Origin of the sequence: Sphaerisporangium sp. NPDC005289, from assembly GCF_040607455.1 — a bacterium.
GTDB classification, from domain to species: Bacteria; Actinomycetota; Actinomycetes; order Streptosporangiales; family Streptosporangiaceae; genus Sphaerisporangium; species Sphaerisporangium rhizosphaerae.
The window spans coordinates 39,921-56,259 of the sequence record NZ_JBEXGS010000013.1; the positions used below are offsets into that span (position 1 = coordinate 39,921).

Sequence of the window (16,339 nt, forward strand, 5' to 3'; positions counted from 1 at the left end):
CGCTTATCCAACAAGACGGCGGCCCGGATCAGTCCCGCTTTCCCGCGCCTTGACGCCGCTCCGGCGTTGCGCGGGAGATGTCCGGGGCCGCGGCGGGCGCCCGGCCGCCGTGCGGCGAGGGCGCCTCGCGGTCAACTGGAGGTGACGCCGACGACGATGAGGACGGCGACGCCGATGATCACCAGGCCGATGTTGACGCCGATGGCGACCCAGCCCCACTTCAGCAGCGACCGCGCGCGGTCGGGTTCGGTGTCGGCCTTGCCGAGCGCGATGCCGGACAGGACGACCCCGGCGATGCCGCCCAGCGAGACGTAGCAGCTCATGGCGAGCAGGATGCTGATGATCAGGGCGACGATGGCGTGGGTGCGAGGCCCGTCGCCCGCCGGCCTGGCCGGGTGACCGTAGGGCGGGTAGGGGGTCGCGTACCCGTATTGCTGGTCGTACCCGGGCTGTCCGTAACCGGGCTGGCCGTAACCCTGCTGGGCGTAACCGGGGTCGCCGTAGCCCGGCCGGCCGTAGGGCTGCTGCCCGCCGGCCGGGTACGACGGCTGCCCGGAAGCGCCGTACTGCTGGTCGTACGGTTGCCCCGCGGCGCCGTACTGCTGGTCGTACGGCTGCCCCCCGGCGCCGTAGGCGTCATAGGGCTGCCGCGCGGGCGCGCCGTAGGGCTGCTGCCCGGGGGGGCCGTAGGGCTGCTGGTCGTAGGACCCCTGCCCCGGCGTGCCGTACGCGTCGTAGGGCTGCTGCGCGGGGCCGCTCTGGTCGTACGGTGTCGGTCCGCCGTACTGCTGCCGGCCGTATCCCTGGCGACGACGGGCCGCCGTTGCCGTCCTGCGATCCGTGGGGACTCTGCCACCCGTTCGGGGAGTGCCCGGCGGGCTCGGGAGTGCCGCTGCTCAAGATCGTCTCAATTCTGATGATGGTGGAGCTGATCAACATTTACCACGCCATGGGGTTGTCGTGCTCTCGCAATGCCGGGAACGTGATCCCTTTGGACGGCGCGTGCGCCCGTCAGTTGACGTCGGCGACGCCCGTGATGCGATGCAGCGCGAACCGGTGGACCGCCGCGCGCGTCTCGTCGTAGGCCGTCAGATAGCCGCCTTCCATGCGGGCCGGCTCCAGGATGCGGCTGGTGGCGTGCCCCTGGGAGTCCATGTAGCCGATCCAGACGCGCGTGCCCTGCCGGATGGCCTCCTGCAGCGCCATCACCGTGCCCGTCGAAGGAGAACGCGGCACCTGCCCGTCAGGGGCCGCCACCGTCTGCCTGCGCGCCAGATGGGCGTCGTCGCCGGCCCTGATCGCCCGGACGGCCGCCGCCACCACGTCGGCCTCGGGACCGGCCGCGCCCGGCGCGGGGCGGGCCGCCGGCGGGCGCTCGGTGCGCTTGGCGTCGGCCCGGGTCACCAGCACGTCGCCCTCGGAGGACTCGGCGACCGGGGAGTACCCGAGGGCCCGCAGCGTGTCGACCACCACGGCCCGCGAGCTGCGCGAGGCGATCACCGTGGGCGCGAGCCGGCGCAGCCGCAGCGGCACGGCCCGCTTGTCGGCCATCACCTCGTCCAGCACGGCCGGGTCGTCGCAGCGCACGTAGGAGCCCGCCGTGCCGACCCGGACGCGGCCGTGCCTGCGGGCGACGTCGGCCACCAGGTAGCGCAGCGGCTGCGGCACCGGCGTCGTGGAATGCCTCTCGAGCGTGGCGAGGAGCTCGTCCGCGCTGGACCCGGCGTCCAGCGCCCGCCGGACCGACTCCTCGCCGAACCGGTAGACCGTCGCGCCGCCCTTCGACTCGACGTCGGCGGCCAGCGACAGCCAGCGTCCCAGCTCGCTGGTGAGCGGCCCCGGCGCGACGGCCGTCAGGTCGGCCTGGAGCAGCACGTGGTCGACCGGCTCGGGCAGCAGCGGCGCCAGCAGCCGGGCGGGCTCGCCCGCGGTGGCCGGTGGGAGCAGCACGCGGCCGAAGCGGGACAGCGCGCCGAGCCCGGTGAGCCCGAGCTGCTCGGCCTCGCGCAGGGTGAAGTCGACCAGCCGGTCGCGGTAGGCGCCCCGGCGGCGGGGCTGCTCGAACGCCAGCCGCTCGCGCACCGAGGCGGCGGAGGGGGCGAGCCCCGCGGCGGCCGAGGCGAGCACCCGCAGCGTCCGCAGCCGCACCTCCGCCGCGGCCGGACGGCGCAGCTCGGGATGCAGGACGTTCAGCAGGCGGTCGCGGTCGTCACGCTCGCCGACCAGGCCGGGCACGCGGTCACCGGCCAGCCAGTTCGACGCCAGCACCTCCCAGCGGTCCTCGGTCGCCTTCACCCGCCAGACGTCGTAGCCGGTCGTGGGCAGCCACTCGCCGTCCACCGGCGCGCTGGAGGCCACCAGGCCCGCGGCGTAGGCGACCTCCACCACCAGGGCGGCCGTCCACTCGGGCAGGTCGAGAAGCTGCGCGGTGCGCTTCAGGTCGCGCACGGCGACGCCGCCCGCGCGCAGAACGCCCGGCCCGTCCACGCTCCAGTGCTCGCACAGCTCCTCGACCAAGCGCACGAAGGTGAACGCCTGGCCGGCGGCCGTGCGGTCGGCCAGGGACCGGTCGCGTTCGGCGCCCTCCAGCGGCGGGGCGCAGGGGCGCAGGTCGCGGTGCACCCGCCCGCCGCGCAGCACCAGCGCGACCTCACGGGGCAGGACGACGCTCTCTTCGCCGGTCGCGGCGAGCAGGCCCCGGGCGAGCAGCTGCTCGATCGGCGACTGCGCGGTGGCCACGGTGACCTCACGCCGGGCGTTGGGCAGGCGGCCGGTCGGCGGGCCCCACGCGAGCTCCTCCAGCGCGGCGCGGGCCTGCGGGCCGACGTCGCCCAGCAGGCGCTCGACGATGCCGCCCTCGGCGAGCAGGCCCGCCAGGCGCTCGGGGACGGCCTCCTCGCGGCCGGTGTCGCCGCGGTGGATGGCCTGGATCAGCTCGCGCAGCCGTTCGGGCGGGTGGTGCCGGAACACCTCGGCCACCGGCGGCCCGAGCCCGGCAGGGGACTCAGAGACGTCCCGCACGCCGGGAGCCAGCCGCAGGGCCGAGGCGGGGCCGAAGACCAGGCCGAGCGACAGCAGCCCGTCGACGGCCTCGCGCAGCGGCCCGTCCAGCCGCGCGGCATCCTGCTCGGGCACCGCGCCGGCCATCGCCGCGCGCAGGTCGTCCTGCGACAGGCCGGGACCGTCCTCGGCGGTCATGACCAGCAGCGTCTCGACCACGGCCAGGGCGAAGCGGTCGAGCCGGTCCAGGGCCCTGCCGGTGGCCGACGGGCTGGTCGCCCGGATCGCCAGGCCCTCCACGTGCGCGGGAACCGGGGTGATGAGCTCGGGACGGGCCGCGACCAGGGCCCGCAGCCGGTCGTCGCCGAGGCCGCGCAGCCAATCGGTGAACTCGGTGTTCATCGCTCCACCGAACCCCCTGTCCACCGGCATCCGCCGCACGCCCCACGCCGTGGGAGCGTCCCCTCCATGGTAGGAGCCCATGGGCCGTCGTACGCCAGCCTGATCACCGGTGTTCGCCCGCACCCGGCCGCGGCGGCGTCCGGACGGGAGGCGCGAGGGCGAGGCATGGGGAGCGGTGAGGATAGTCATTTCCGCGAAACGGTGCGCGGGCCGGAGCGCTGGGGCAGTATGGCGAGAGTGATCGAGCGCGCCGATCAGCTGGTCCTCGAGTACGTCGCCAAGGTGGCGGACGCCGCCCATGGCGTGCTCCGCACCGATCAGCGCCTCGACTTCGTGCAGCGGTTGCGCGCACGCATCGAGGAGGAACGCCGGGGCAGCGAAGACCCGGCGGCCGTGCGCAGAGTGCTCGCCCGGTTCGGCGATCCCGCGGTCCTGCTGCAGCGGGAGGTCGCGCGGCTGACCGGCGCCGAGCCCGAGCCCGCCCGGCGGGCCGCCGGCGTGCGGCGTCCCGGCGGCGTCCGCGGCGGCCGTCCTGGGGCCGTGTCCCGGCCTTCGTCTCTGTCCCCTCCTTCGTCCCTGTCGCGTCCGGCCGCCGGGTCCGCGCGGCCCGGTTCCGTACGGCCCGGCTCCCCGTCGTCCGTCTCCTCCGTGTCGCCCCAGGGCGGGGGGCCCGGCCCGGACGGAGCCGAGGGCCCGCCGGTCGCGCCGGTGGAGGAGGCCGCCACGTCGGTCTTCCCCCCGGTGCCGGTCTCCGGCCCCGCGACCGGTCCTGTCGCCGGTTCCGCCGCCGGCGACGAGTTCGGCGACTCGGCGACCGAGGTGCTTCCCGCCGTGGTGGACGACGGCCGGCCGGTGGGTCCCGTGCGGCCGCCCCGCCCGCCGAGGCCCCCGCGCCCGCTGCCCCGCGGCGCCGCCCCCGGAGCGCGCCGTCCCGTGCCGCGCGACGCGCCGGCTCCGCTGCTGGGCCGGTTCGGCCGGGGCGCGATGGCCGTGCCCAAGGCCGCCGACGGGCGCGACGCGCGGACCGTCCTGGCCAACGACCGCCGCGCCGTCGCGGGCATGGCCCTGCTGTTGCTGTCGGGCCTGCTGGTGCCGTTTCCCCTGCCGTCCATCGCGATCTTCCCCGTGCCCGTGCTGGTGTGGGCGCTGGCCGCGCTGACCGTGCTGTCCTGCGACGCGTGGGTGTTCAAAGACCGGATGACGGGGCTGTTCACGCCGATCACGGCCTATGTCGTGGGCGGCGTCCTGCTCGGCGCCCTGCGGGCCCCTGAGACGCCCGGCGACGGCTTCACGGCGTTCGTCACCTCGTTCTGGCACGTCAGCGGGCTGATGTTCATGCTGGGCGCGGCAGGCGGCGTGGCCTGGCTGGCCTATCGCCTTTTCAACCCGCCACCTCCGCCACCCCGGCGGCAGACGCTGAGCGTCCTGCGCTGATCAGCCCGAGCGACAGGCGCACCCACGAGGCGACGAAACGGTCGCGGTCGGCCCGTCCCGGAGGCTCGCCGACGGTCTCCTGGAACAGCCGGTAGTGCACCACCGCGCCCCCCAGCACGGCGCCGATCGCCGGCCAGTCGAGGTCGGCGTCCGCGTACTCCGGCTGGGTGCGGAACCACGTCGTGATCGCGTCGAACATGGGCTGGAGCAGGCCCTCGCGGACGACGGCGACCAGTTCGGGGAACTGGCTGAGGTCGCGGAAGAAGACGCGGGTGAGCCGGCTCTCGTCGCGGACCTTGGCCAGCCCGGCCCGGCACAGGCGGTCCAGCCGCTCCTCGATCGGTATCGACGTGCCGACGGCCTCCACCTCGACCAGCGCCTCGGTGACCTGTGATCGGGTGCGGGCGGCGTGCTCGTTGATCGCGGCCGCCAGCACCTCGTACTTGGACCGGAAATGCCGGTACAGGCCGCCGGCCCCGGGGGACAGCCCTGAGGCGGCCTCGATCTCGGCGACCGACGTCGCCGCGTAGCCGCGCTCGGCGAAGAGCCTGAGGGACTCGTCGATGATCCGTGCGCGCGTCGATCTGGTCATTGCCCGTGGTCACCTCCGGCCCCGACTTTATGTGGTCAAAGTGTGTCAGTTCCCGTCGAATCGGCGTCGCGGGTCGCCCGAGCCGTAGGGGTTCGCGGGGTGCCGTCCATTTGGCATCCTTCAAGGGTGTGTTCCGTGGGATTCGACCTTGACCTGACGCTCGCAGACACCCGCGCCGGGATCGCGGCGGTGTACGAGGAGGTGGCGCGCCGTCTCGGCGTGCCGATCGACACCGCCGTCGTGGTCGAACGGCTCGGCCCGCCGCTGGAGCAGGAGCTGGCCCACTGGCTGCCGGCGGAGGCGATCCCGGCCGCCGCGGCCCTGTACCGCTCCCTGTATCCGGACGTCGCGGTCGCGATGACCACGCCGATGGCCGGAGCAGCAGAGGCCGTCGCGGAGGTCCGCCGGCGCGGCGGCCGGGTCATCGTGGTCACCGGCAAGCACATCGTCGGGGCCGGCCGGACCGTCGAGACGCTGGGCCTGGACGTCGACGAGGTGGTGGGATCGGTGTTCGGCGCGGCCAAGGGCGTGGCGATCTCCCGCTTCGGCGCCGCCGCCTATGTCGGAGATCACGTGGCCGACATCGAGGCGGCCCGGGCGGGGCGCGCGGTGAGCGTCGCCGTGGCGACGGGCCCGTACACCGAGCAGGCGCTGCAAGATCACGGAGCTGATGTGGTGCTGCCCGATCTGACGCGCTTCGGAAGCTGGTACAACGCGTGGTGCGTCTCGCGGAGCCCGGAAATCAGGGCCGTTTCGACGGTCATGTGATGCCCCCGGTGGGCATAACCTACATCCATTACCATTCATGACAGTCTGAACGAGGTCACCCCTGTGCCTACTGGCAAGGTCAAGTGGTACGACGCTGACAAGGGCTTCGGATTCCTCACCCGCGACGACGGCGGAGAGGTGTTCGTACATTCATCAGCGCTTCCCAAAGGCACGGAAGCGCTCAAGCCGGGTCAGAAGGTCGAGTTCGGCGTGGCCGAGGGCCGCCGTGGCCAGCAGGCGCTTTCGGTCCGCGTACTGGAGCAGCCGCCGACGCTCGCCAAGACCGTGAAGCCGAAAGGTAAGCGCAAGAAGCCGGACGAACTCGTCGTCATCGTCGAGGACCTGATCAAACTGCTCGATGACGTCTCTAATTCGTACCAAAGGGGCAAGCACCCCGACGCCGCGCACGCCAAGAAGATCGCGACGGTGCTGCGGGCCGTCGCCGACGACATCGACGCCTGAGCGCAGGCGTCCGCGCTCCTCTCCCCGCCCCATTCATCAAGGTCACGATGGGGCCTCGCCGTCATGCCCGCCCACAGGCGCGCCTCAGTGATGGGGATTGGTCAACGGCTTGGTCGTCCCAGGCTTGGCGCCGGGCGCCTGTCCCTCCCGCCCCGCCTGCCCGTTGTGCGCTTCTCGCCCGTTGTGCGTCCCGGGTCCGCCGTGGGAGGCCCCCTGGGTTTCCGGTCCACCCTGGGTTGCTCCGGCCCCCCGAGGCTCCGGCCCGCCGTGCGGCTGGTCCGGCCCGGGTGAGCCGGGCCCGTGCTCGGCGAGGACGCGCTCGGTGTGGGCGCGCAGCCGCCGGCGCCGCGTGAGGACCAGCCAGAGCAGCGCGGCGGCCAGCGCGGCCGTCACCACCGCCAGGCCCACGGGACCGGCCGAGGGGCCCGAGAGCAGCGACAACATCAGCCCGGCCAGGCCGCCGCCCACCCAGGCGATCTGCAGCAGCGCCTCCACGACGCCGAAGGTGGAGGACCGGACCTCCTCGCCGATCTCCCGCTGGACGGTCGCGTCCAGCGCCAGCTTGCCGATCTCCTGGGCGAGACCCGCGACCAGCGCCACCCCGACGGCCGTCCACAGCGAGAAGAAGAACGCCGCCGCCCCCACCGCGACCGTGGAGAACGCCAGCGCGATCAGCGCGATGAGCTGCGGGGAGCGACCGCGCGTCCAGGACGCGACCGCCGCGCCGAGCAGGCCGCCCGCCCCGGCGCCGCCCGCGAGAATCGCGATCATGACCTGCTCGGGCAGGCCGGTCCCCCGCAGGTTCCTGTCCTGCACGAGGAAGAGCAGGAAGAAGATCAGGAAGCCGGACAGGACGCGGATGGCGGCGTTGGCCTGCATCGCCTCGGACACCACCGGCCCCACGTTGAGCAGCGTGCGCCAGCGCGCCCGCGCCCTGCCACGCCCGGCCCTGCCTCCGCCCTGCTCGCCGCCCCTGAGCCTGGTCCTGTCGCCGTCATCGTCCGGCGGCCCACCGGCCTGACCGTCCGGGTGGCCGGCGGCGCGGCCGTCCGGGGGCTCGCTCGCGGCGCCGTCCACGATCTCCTCGGCGGCCTCGTCGTCCAGCCCGAGATCGGGGGCGTCGACATGGCGGGGCAGCCGTACGGCGGCCACCCCCGCCACCAGGAAGATCACCATGGTGACGCGCAGCAGCCAGGCGGCGCCCGGCCACGCGGTCAGGCCCACCGCCACCGGCGCCGCGAGCGCGGCGCTCACCAGCGAGAACAGCGCCACCCGCGCGTTCGCCGTGACCAGCGTGATGTCGGCGGGCAGCACGCTCGGCATGATGGCGGCCCGCGAGACGTTGTAGGCCTTCGACAGCACCAGGACGGCCAGTGCGGCGGGGAACAGCGTCAGCCCGTCGGCCGGGCCGATCGCCGCCGCCATGGCCCAGCAGAGCAGCCCCCGCGCGAACAGCGTGCCCGCCATGACGTACCGGCGCCCCGACCGGAACCGGTCGAGGATCGGCCCGACGAACGGCGCCACCACGGCGAACGGCACCATCGTGATCAGCAGGTACAGCGCGACCTGGCCGCGCGCCTGGTCCACGGGCAGGCCGAACAGCAGCGTGCCGGCCAGGCCGACCGTGATGAGCGCGTCCCCGGCGCTGTGGGCCGCCGTCACCTCGATCAGGCGGCCCAGCCCGGTGCGGCCGGCGCCCTGGGCGTGGGTCAGCTTGCGCGTCGCCCGCCCCACCCCACGGCCGGCGCGCGCCGTCCCCCGGGCGACCGACCGTCCCGCGCCCGCGGTGTTACGGGCGGCCGAGCGACCGGCGCGGACGGCGCCGCGGCCCGCGTCCGCCACGGCGCGCCCCGCGCGCCCCAGCGATGCCCGCCCACGATGCCAGGACGCCGCCATCACACGCCTGCGGGGGAAGCGCCGGTGCTCGCACCGGTGGCCGGACGTCGCACGCGTTTCCCCTTCCTGCTCGCTCGTCGCCGCCGGGGATCTCCGCCGCCCGGCCCGTCCGCGTTCTTGTCTACTCAGGTGCCCGTGGCCCGGGCCGGCGAGTCGGTGCGGGCGGTTCCTTGGCGGTGGATCTTCCGGTTGATGGCGTGCCGCTTCGGTTTCCAGTCTTACCCGACCCATACGCGTGATGTCCGCTCGCCGCATGGGTGAGAATTGACATGTGAACCGCACTCGTTCCCGCACCTTCACCGCCGACCAGGCTTGCGCCGCAGCCGTGGAGCCGGCGCGGGCCGCCGCCGAGGAGATCGCCCGCCCCGGCGAGGTGGGCGAGCATCTCGGTTTCCAGGCCGAGGGTGAGCGCGTCGTCACGCACTACTTCGCCTGTCTCGACCGCGCTTACCGCGGCTGGCGCTGGGCGATCACCGTGACCCGTGCCTCCCGCGCGCGTAACGTGACCATCAGCGAGACCGTGCTGCTGCCGGGCGCGGGCGCGCTGCTCCCGCCGGCCTGGGTGCCGTGGAGCGAGCGACTGCTCCCCGGCGACCTCGGCGTCGGCGACCTGCTGCCCACCTCCGACGACGACGACCGCCTCGCGCCCGGGTTCACCGAGACCGACGACGACGTCGATCGCCAGATGATCTTCGAGTACGGCCTCGGCCGCGCTCGGGTCCTGTCGGCGATCGGGCGTGACCGCGCCGTGCACCGCTGGCACGCCGGCGACTCCGGCCCGCACACCCCGCTCGCCCATGCCGCGCCCGCGCAGTGCTCCACCTGCGGCTTCTACTGGCCGCTCGCCGGCGCGCTGCGCCTGGGCTTCGGCGTCTGCGCCAACGAGTACGCGCCCGACGACGGCAAGGTCGTCGCCGCCGACCACGGGTGCGGCGCGCACTCCGAGGCCGCCGTGATCGCTCCCGCCTCCGTCGAGCAGCCGATGCCCATCTTGGACGATCTCGGCTACGACCTGATGCCCGAGGAGAGCGTCCCCGCCGCGGGGTCGGTCGACGACGAAGGCGCCGAGCCGCTCGGCCATTCCTGACCGCCGGCCGCGTCCCGGTGAAGGCGGCCGGTCACCGGGCGCGCCGTCCGGCCCCCTCACCGGCCGGCCGCGGGGCTACCGGCATCCCCCAAGGTCGTGGCCCGGGGACGCCATTCCTCAGGGCCATAGGCCCGGAGGTCCCGTCCCACAGGGTCGTAGGTCCGGGGGTGTCGTTCCTCAGGGTCGTAGATCCGGGGATGCCGTTCCCCGCGTCATGGGCTTCGGGGGGACGTTGCACAGGGCCGTGGTCTTGGGGCGTGGTCCCCGGGGTCGCAGGCCGCGAACCATCCGATCGCCGGCACGGGGGCGGCCGGCCCGTCTCCTCCACCTTTGGACATGACTGGTGACTGACATCTTTGGCACCGAACGCATGCGCGACACCGTCCTCGCCGCGTGGACGGCCTCGCCCGCGCGCTTCCGCGAGGACGCCAACGCCGAGGAGGACTTCGCCCTCGGCGGCTACCGCGACCGGCTGATCGTCGAACTGGCGCAGAACGCCGCCGACGCCGCCGCGCGCGCGGGCGTCCCCGGGCGGCTGCGGCTGACCCTGCGCGACGGCGTTCTGAGCGCCGCCAACACCGGAGCCCCGCTGGACGAGTCCGGCGTCGAAGGACTCGCCACGCTCCGGGTGTCCGCCAAGCGCGACGAGACCGGCTCCATCGGCCGGTTCGGCGTCGGCTTCGCGGCCGTCGTGTCGGTCTGCGATGAGCCGGTGATCGCCTCCCGGGCGACCGGCGCGGTCCGCTGGTCGCGGTCCGAGACCGCCGCGCTCGTCGCCGCCGAGCCCGCCCTGGCCACCGAGCTGGGCGTCCGCGGCGGGCACGTGCCGCTGCTGCGCCTGCCGTTCGAGGCCGGGCCGGTGCCCGTGCCGGACGGCTTCGACACCGTCGTGCGCCTGCCCCTGCGCGACCCGACCGTCGAACCGGCCGTGCGCCAGATGCTCGACGAGACCGGCCCGGCGCTGATGCTGGCCATGCCCGCGCTCACGGTGATCGAGATCGAGGCCGGCGGCGAGACGCGCACGGTCACCGCCGACGGCTGGCAGGTGGTCGAGGAGTCCGGCCGCTTCACCCCCGAGCAGGTCGCCGAGCTGTTCGCCGGACGTCCCACCGAAGAGCGCGCCCGCCCCACCTGGCTGGTCCGCTGGGCCGTCCCCGCCGCCCACGGCGACCTGCCCAAGGACGTCGCCCCGGTGGTGCACGCCCCGACGCCCAGCGACGAGCCCCTGGACCTGCCGGCGCTGCTCATCGCCACCTTCCCGCTGGCCACCGACCGGCGGCACGTCGCCGCGGGACCGCTCACCGACTTCCTGGTCGAGCGGGCCGCCGAGACCTACCTGCGGCTGCTCGCCACGCTGCCGCGCACCCCCCGCCTGCTCGACCTGGTTCCCGGCCTGATGGGCAAGGCCGAGCTGGACGCGGCGATCCGGCGGGCCATCCTGCGCCGCCTGCCCGACACCCCGCTGCTCCCGGCGCTCTCCCCGCCCGCCGACCAGGGCGACGCCAAGGACGCCGGGACGCGGACACCGGCCGCGCAGGCCGCGCCCGCCGAGGGCGAGGCGCCGTACGTCGTGTCCGGCCGGCAGGCGTCGGTCGTGGCCGGTCCCGCCGAGTTCCTCGACAAGATCGCGTACGTGGTGCCCGGCCTGCTGCCGGCCGGGTGGGCGTCGCGGCACCCGGCGCTGAACGCCCTGGGCGTCCGGCGCCTGGAGCTGTCCGACGTGATCGACCTGCTGTCCGGCGACGCCGTGGAGGACACCACCCCGGGCTGGTGGCGGTCGCTGTACGACGTGGTGCCCGCCGACGACCGCGAGGCCCTCGGCGCCGTACCCGTCCCGCTCGCCGACGGCCGCCTCGTGCGCGGCCCGCGCGGCACGCTGCTGCTCAGCGCGGGGTCCTCCCTGGACCCCGCGCTCCTCGGCCCGCTCGGGCTGCGCGTCGTCCACCCCGAGGCCGCCCACCCGCTGCTGCTGCGGCTCGGCGCCGCCGAGGCGACCCCGAGGAGCGTGCTGGAGGACCCGCTGACCCGCGCCACCGTCTCGGAGTCGCTCGACAGCGCCGACCCCGAGCCCGTGGCGCAGGCCGTGCTCGCGCTGGTCGACGCCGCCGGGCTCTCGGCCGGCGAGGCCCCGTGGCTGTCGGCGCTGGCCCTGCGCGGAGCCGACGGCGAGCTGTACCCCGCGGGAGAGCTGCTGCTCGGCGAGGGATCGCTGGCCAAACTGATCGACCAGGACGTCCCGTTCGGCGTCGCCGCCCCCGACCTGGTCGAGCGCTACGGCTCGCGCGTGCTGTCGGCCGCCGGCGTGCTGGACGGCTTCGCCGTGGTCAACGACTCCGACGTGCTGCTCGACCCCGACGAGTGCGACCACGACCTCGACGCCGAGGACGAATGGCTGGAGGCCGTGCTAGACCTGCTGCCCGAGGCCGACGTGCCGCCGGTCGCGCGCGAGTTCGCCGCGATCCGCGACCTGGAGTACGTCGCCGACTGGCCCTCGGCGCTGGCGCTGCTGTCCCGTCCGCCGCTGCGCGCCGCGCTCCAGCCGCTGCGCGCGCTGGTCGCCGGCGAGGTCGTCGAGGTGCCCTCCTACACCGCCTGGTGGCTGTCACGTCACCCCGTGCTCGACGGCGGACGGCCCACCTCGCTGCGCCTGCCCTCCGGCGACCCGCTGCTGTACGGCCTGTACGGCGACGCCCCCCAGGGGATGGACGAAACGGCGCTCGCGCTCATCGGCGTGCGCACGACGCTGGCCGAGCTGCTGGCCTCCCACGGCGGTCCCGACGAACTGCTCGACCTGCTGGCCGACCCGTCGCTGGAGGTCGACCGGGCCCAGCTCCGGTCGCTGTGGATGGCCCTCGCGGCAGTGGAGCCCGCCAGGGTGGCGCCGCCCACCGCCGTGCGGGCCGTGCTGAACGGCGAGATCGTCGTCGCCGACGCCGAGGACGGGCATCCCGTCGGCGGCAACGGCGGCCCGGTTCCCGAAGGGCTGACCGCCACGGGCGGGCCGGTCGTCGTCGAGGCGCCCGACCTGCTGCCGCTGGTGGCCTCCCGCCCGCTCGTGCTGGCCCCCTTCGACCTGGCAGAAGCGCTGTCGGAACTGCTCGACCTGCCGGTGATCGGCGAGGAGGTCGCAGCGGAGATCACCTCGTCCGGGGTCGAACGGCCGGTGCCCGCGCAGGTGCGCTCGCTGCTGCCCTCGTCGCCGTCGAGCTACGTCGAGCACGCCGAGCTGACCGTGGACGGCGTGCCGGTGCCATGGCGGTTCCACGAGGGCGTCGTCCACGCGAGCGGGGTCGAGGGCCTCGCCCGCGGGCTGGCCTGGGCGAGCGGGCAGTGGGGGGACCGGCTCGCGGTCGCCGCCCTGCTGCGCGACCCGCAGGCCGTGCCGCTTCTCCTCGCCGAGGCCGACCTCGACGGCTGACCCCCGCCGTACGGCCCCACCCTTGCGCCGCGCCCCCTGACTCTCCCGACGGGGGCGCGGCCAGGGGACCCCCAGCCCGGGCCGTAGTAGACGTCGGCCTCAGAACGGCCTCCGGCCTCGGGCTCTCGTGCCCGGGGCGGGGCTTTCCTCCGGCCGCAGGCTTCCCGTCCGGCCTCTCAGGACGGGCGCAGCCAGGTCGTTCGGTCCAGCCTCCGGCCAGGCCAGGCCAGGCCGGTCCGGTCCGTCTGGTTTCCGGTCAGGCCAGGCCGGTCCGTCCGGCTTCCGGGCTCCGGTCTCCGGCCGGGGCTTTCAGGACGGGGTGCGGCCGGGGACGGAGGCGTCGTCGCGGTCGCCGTCCGGGGTCGTCTCGGCGCGTGCGGCGCGCCGGTCGCGGCGGCGGACGAACCAGTACCCGAAGATGCCCAGGCCCACGCCGGCCACGCACGTCCAGATCCACCACTGGTGGTCGGGAGACGGGCGGAGGATGAGCAGCACGACCAGCGCGACCACCCACAGGCCCGTGCCCGCGATGATCGTCACGGCGTCCTTGGTCTCCAGCGGAGTGGGATCCGGGGGGCGCGGCTCGTTCACGCGTTCCAGCCTAGGCGAGACACGGTTCCACCAGGCTCGGCGGGTCGGATAACCTCCTTCCGAATCCGAACTGCACACAAGTTGGTCTCATTCGGACCACGAGCGCCTCAGGGGTCTTTCCGACTGTGATACCGCCTGTCAATCTGCCCGCGTGAGCGAGATAACCGCACCTGTGACCCGGCCGGCCGGACTGCTCGGCTGGCTCGACCGCTATTTCCTGATCTCCGAACGACGTTCGACGCTCGACCGTGAAATCCGTGGCGGTCTGGCCACGTTCTTCACGATGGCCTACATCGTCGTGCTGAACCCGCTGATCCTCGGCGGGGCCAAGGACGCCGACGGCCAGTTCCTGGGCGACGGCACCGGCTCGGCGAACATCGCGGCGATCGCCGCGGCCACCGCCCTGACGGCCGGGGTGCTGACCATCCTGATGGGCTTCGTCGGCAAGGTGCCGTTCGCGCTGGCCGCGGGCCTGGGCCTGAACGCCTTCGTGGCCTTCGGCATCGCCTCCCAGATGTCGTGGGAGGACGCGATGGGCCTGATCGTCCTGGAGGGCATCGTCATCACGATCCTCGTGCTGACGGGCTTTCGCACGGCGGTCTTCCACGCCATTCCAAGCCAGTTGAAGACCGCGATCAGCGTGGGCATCGGCCTGTTCATCGCCCTGATCGGCTTCGTGGACTCCGGTTTCGTCCGCAAGGCGGCCGGCACGCCGCTGGAGCTCGGCATCGGCGGCGCGCTGACCAGCTGGCCCATCTTCGTCTTCGTGATCGGCCTACTGATCACCGCGTTGCTGGTGGCCCGCAAGGTCAAGGGCGCGATCCTGATCGGCATCATCGGCACCACCGTGATCGCCATCATCGTCGAGGCGATCGCCAAGGTCGGCCCGTCCATGGGCGGCAAGAACCCCACGGGCTGGAGCCTGGTCGTCCCGGCGATGCCCGATCAGATCATCGGCGTGCCCGACACCAGCCTGATCGGCCGGTTCAGCCTGTTCGGGTCGTTCGGCAAGATCAGCGCCGTGCTGGCCGTCCTGTTCGTGTTCACGCTGCTCATCACCGACTTCTTCGACACGATGGGCACCGTGGTGGGCGTCGGCGCCCAGGCGGGCCTGGTGTCGGAGGAGGGGACGCTGCCGCGCACCCGGGAGATCCTGCTGGTCGACTCGATCGCGGCCGCGGCGGGCGGCGCGGCGTCGACCTCCTCCAACACCACCTACATCGAGTCGGCGGCCGGCGTCGGCGAGGGCGCCCGCACGGGCCTGGCCAGCGTCGTGACCGGCGCCCTGTTCCTGCTCGCCGCCTTCCTGTCGCCGCTGGTCAAGATCGTCCCCTACGAGGCGGCCGCCCCGGCCCTCGTCGTCGTCGGCTTCCTGATGATGACCGCCATCAGGGCCATCGACTTCAACGACTACGAGATCGCCATCCCGGCCTTCCTCACCATCGTCCTGATGCCCTTCACCTACTCCATCTCCAACGGAATCGGCGCCGGCTTCATCACCTACGTCCTCATCAAGCTGGTCAAGGGCAAGTCCCGCGAGGTCCACCCCCTCCTCTGGCTGGTGGCCGCCCTCTTCGTCATCTACTTCGCCATCGGCCCCGTCAAGATCCTGCTGGGGCTCGCCTGACGATGCCCGTGAGGCCGTCGCGATGACCTGAACGGTCACCGCGACGGCCTCACGTCGTTTCACCGTTGTTCGCCCGAGAGCTTGCCCCTGCTAGTCGCTGCTCAGAGACGAGCGGGAGAGTCGGAGCTGCGCTTCGATATCGAATCGTCACTGTTCGCGATCAGACTTCTCGCCTTCCGCCGCCATCATGAAGATCGACGGACTGGAGGAGCCCTCATGACTACGGTGGCGGACGCGCCTTTCAACTGGGCCATGATCGGTGTGACTGCTCTCGCCTCGATTGTGGTCAGTGTTATCACGGCGTGGTTGGTCTTCGTGTTGGTAACGAAGCGTCAGATGATCGCGGCAGACCAGATGCGTAGGAAGCAGGAGAAGAGCGACCGAATCCGGGAAGAGGTCCATCGCTGGTCCAACCCGATCCTCGGATCTGTACGCGACCTGCGAGGCAGGCTGGACAACATCCTCCGTAGTGGGGGCCATGTTGCGCTCGCCTCTGAATATCAGCCCCCACGCAACTGGTCGATCAGCCACGACTACTTCATCCGGTCGTCGCTCTACATGTTCGGGGTCTACTTCGCCTATGCGGGGGCGATGCGCGACTCGTTGAGCTTCGAGTTGTTCGAGACCCAGCAGGAGAAGGAGCAACTCTTGAACGGGCTCAAAAATGTCGGTAGTGCCCTCAGTGAGTTTCCGGCTCCTGATGGTTGCTCCGGTAAGGACGTCCAAGTGTTCCATCTGGAACAGCGCGCCATGGGAGCACTGCTCCTCCTGGAGGATGGTCGGCGTTGCATCTCCTACCCCGAGTTCATCGACAAGCTGGAAGAGCCCAGGTTCGCACGCGCTTTCCAGCCTCTACGGGACCTTCTCGTAGGAGCGCGACCGCAGAGTGATTGTCGTTGGCGCCGGCTTGAGCGGGTGAACGTCACCCTGGTTGAGCTGGACGACATCTGCAAGAGCCTGCTGAACATCCGGTAGCCAGGCGGGGTGACCCGCGGTTGTCCCACGCAGGACAGGCGATCTCCTATGCGGTGGGTGTTTCGAGTCGGCCATCGTACCGGTGCT

General features: G+C 73.2%; 12 protein-coding genes. 7 read left to right on the forward strand and 5 right to left on the reverse strand.

The window, feature by feature from the left end; all coding sequences use genetic code 11:
* Positions 1 to 131 precede the first annotated feature (131 nt).
* Both ABZT47_RS22775 and ABZT47_RS22780 read right to left on the reverse strand, forming a co-directional pair.
* The gene (locus ABZT47_RS22775) at positions 132 to 323 is read right to left on the reverse strand and encodes a hypothetical protein (protein ID WP_354845393.1); all 192 of its coding nucleotides are present in this window, start codon (positions 321 to 323) and stop codon (positions 132 to 134) included.
* A gap of 688 nt (positions 324 to 1,011) precedes the next feature.
* Positions 1,012 to 3,402, reverse strand: coding sequence for a helicase C-terminal domain-containing protein (locus tag ABZT47_RS22780; RefSeq protein WP_354845395.1), 2,391 nt, complete (start codon positions 3,400 to 3,402; stop codon positions 1,012 to 1,014).
* Positions 3,403 to 3,639: 237 nt separating this feature from the next.
* On the opposite strand from ABZT47_RS22780, the gene ABZT47_RS22785 reads away from it, so the two are divergent.
* Complete coding sequence (locus ABZT47_RS22785) at positions 3,640 to 4,836, forward strand: hypothetical protein (RefSeq protein WP_354845397.1); 1,197 nt, start codon at positions 3,640 to 3,642, stop codon at positions 4,834 to 4,836.
* Here ABZT47_RS22785 and ABZT47_RS22790 read toward each other — a convergent pair.
* Positions 4,784 to 5,428 (reverse strand): helix-turn-helix domain-containing protein, encoded by a 645-nt coding sequence (locus tag ABZT47_RS22790; protein ID WP_354845399.1) that lies wholly within the window; start codon positions 5,426 to 5,428, stop codon positions 4,784 to 4,786. The two genes, ABZT47_RS22785 and ABZT47_RS22790, sit on opposite strands and share 53 nt — an antisense overlap.
* Positions 5,429 to 5,563: 135 nt before the next feature.
* Between ABZT47_RS22790 and ABZT47_RS22795 the strand changes: the two genes are divergently transcribed.
* Both ABZT47_RS22795 and ABZT47_RS22800 read left to right on the forward strand, forming a co-directional pair.
* Positions 5,564 to 6,196: an HAD hydrolase-like protein gene (locus ABZT47_RS22795; RefSeq protein WP_354845402.1), complete on the forward strand. Its 633-nt coding sequence runs from the start codon at positions 5,564 to 5,566 to the stop codon at positions 6,194 to 6,196.
* Positions 6,197 to 6,259: 63 nt separating this feature from the next.
* The gene (locus ABZT47_RS22800) at positions 6,260 to 6,658 is read left to right on the forward strand and encodes a cold-shock protein (protein ID WP_354845405.1); all 399 of its coding nucleotides are present in this window, start codon (positions 6,260 to 6,262) and stop codon (positions 6,656 to 6,658) included.
* A gap of 84 nt (positions 6,659 to 6,742) precedes the next feature.
* On the opposite strand, the gene ABZT47_RS22805 is transcribed toward ABZT47_RS22800, so the two are convergent.
* Positions 6,743 to 8,500 (reverse strand): MFS transporter, encoded by a 1,758-nt coding sequence (locus ABZT47_RS22805; RefSeq protein ID WP_354845408.1) that lies wholly within the window; start codon positions 8,498 to 8,500, stop codon positions 6,743 to 6,745.
* Positions 8,501 to 8,825: 325 nt separating this feature from the next.
* Between ABZT47_RS22805 and ABZT47_RS22810 the strand changes: the two genes are divergently transcribed.
* Positions 8,826 to 9,641, forward strand: a complete 816-nt coding sequence (locus ABZT47_RS22810) for a DUF3027 domain-containing protein (protein ID WP_354845411.1) — start codon at positions 8,826 to 8,828, stop codon at positions 9,639 to 9,641.
* A gap of 343 nt (positions 9,642 to 9,984) precedes the next feature.
* Positions 9,985 to 13,059: a hypothetical protein gene (locus ABZT47_RS22815; protein WP_354845414.1), complete on the forward strand. Its 3,075-nt coding sequence runs from the start codon at positions 9,985 to 9,987 to the stop codon at positions 13,057 to 13,059.
* A 309-nt stretch (positions 13,060 to 13,368) separates the two neighbouring features.
* On the opposite strand, the gene ABZT47_RS22820 is transcribed toward ABZT47_RS22815, so the two are convergent.
* Positions 13,369 to 13,650: a DUF2530 domain-containing protein gene (locus tag ABZT47_RS22820; RefSeq protein WP_354845417.1), complete on the reverse strand. Its 282-nt coding sequence runs from the start codon at positions 13,648 to 13,650 to the stop codon at positions 13,369 to 13,371.
* A 151-nt stretch (positions 13,651 to 13,801) separates the two neighbouring features.
* Here ABZT47_RS22820 and ABZT47_RS22825 point away from each other — a divergent pair, with 151 nt between their 5' ends.
* Both ABZT47_RS22825 and ABZT47_RS22830 read left to right on the forward strand, forming a co-directional pair.
* Positions 13,802 to 15,277, forward strand: a complete 1,476-nt coding sequence (locus tag ABZT47_RS22825; RefSeq protein ID WP_354845420.1) for an NCS2 family permease — start codon at positions 13,802 to 13,804, stop codon at positions 15,275 to 15,277.
* A gap of 216 nt (positions 15,278 to 15,493) precedes the next feature.
* Positions 15,494 to 16,252: a hypothetical protein gene (locus ABZT47_RS22830; protein WP_354845422.1), complete on the forward strand. Its 759-nt coding sequence runs from the start codon at positions 15,494 to 15,496 to the stop codon at positions 16,250 to 16,252.
* Positions 16,253 to 16,339 lie beyond the last annotated feature (87 nt).

What these genes read in the sequence shown, in the direction of transcription:
- ABZT47_RS22830 (WP_354845422.1), top strand. Translation starts at nt 15,494, where the DNA reads ATGACTACGGTGGCGGACGCGCCTTTCAACTGGGCCATGATCGGTGTG.
- ABZT47_RS22780 (WP_354845395.1), bottom strand. Translation starts at nt 3,402, where the DNA reads ATGAACACCGAGTTCACCGATTGGCTGCGCGGCCTCGGCGACGACCGG.
- ABZT47_RS22790 (WP_354845399.1), bottom strand. Translation starts at nt 5,428, where the DNA reads ATGACCAGATCGACGCGCGCACGGATCATCGACGAGTCCCTCAGGCTC.
- ABZT47_RS22775 (WP_354845393.1), bottom strand. Translation starts at nt 323, where the DNA reads ATGAGCTGCTACGTCTCGCTGGGCGGCATCGCCGGGGTCGTCCTGTCC.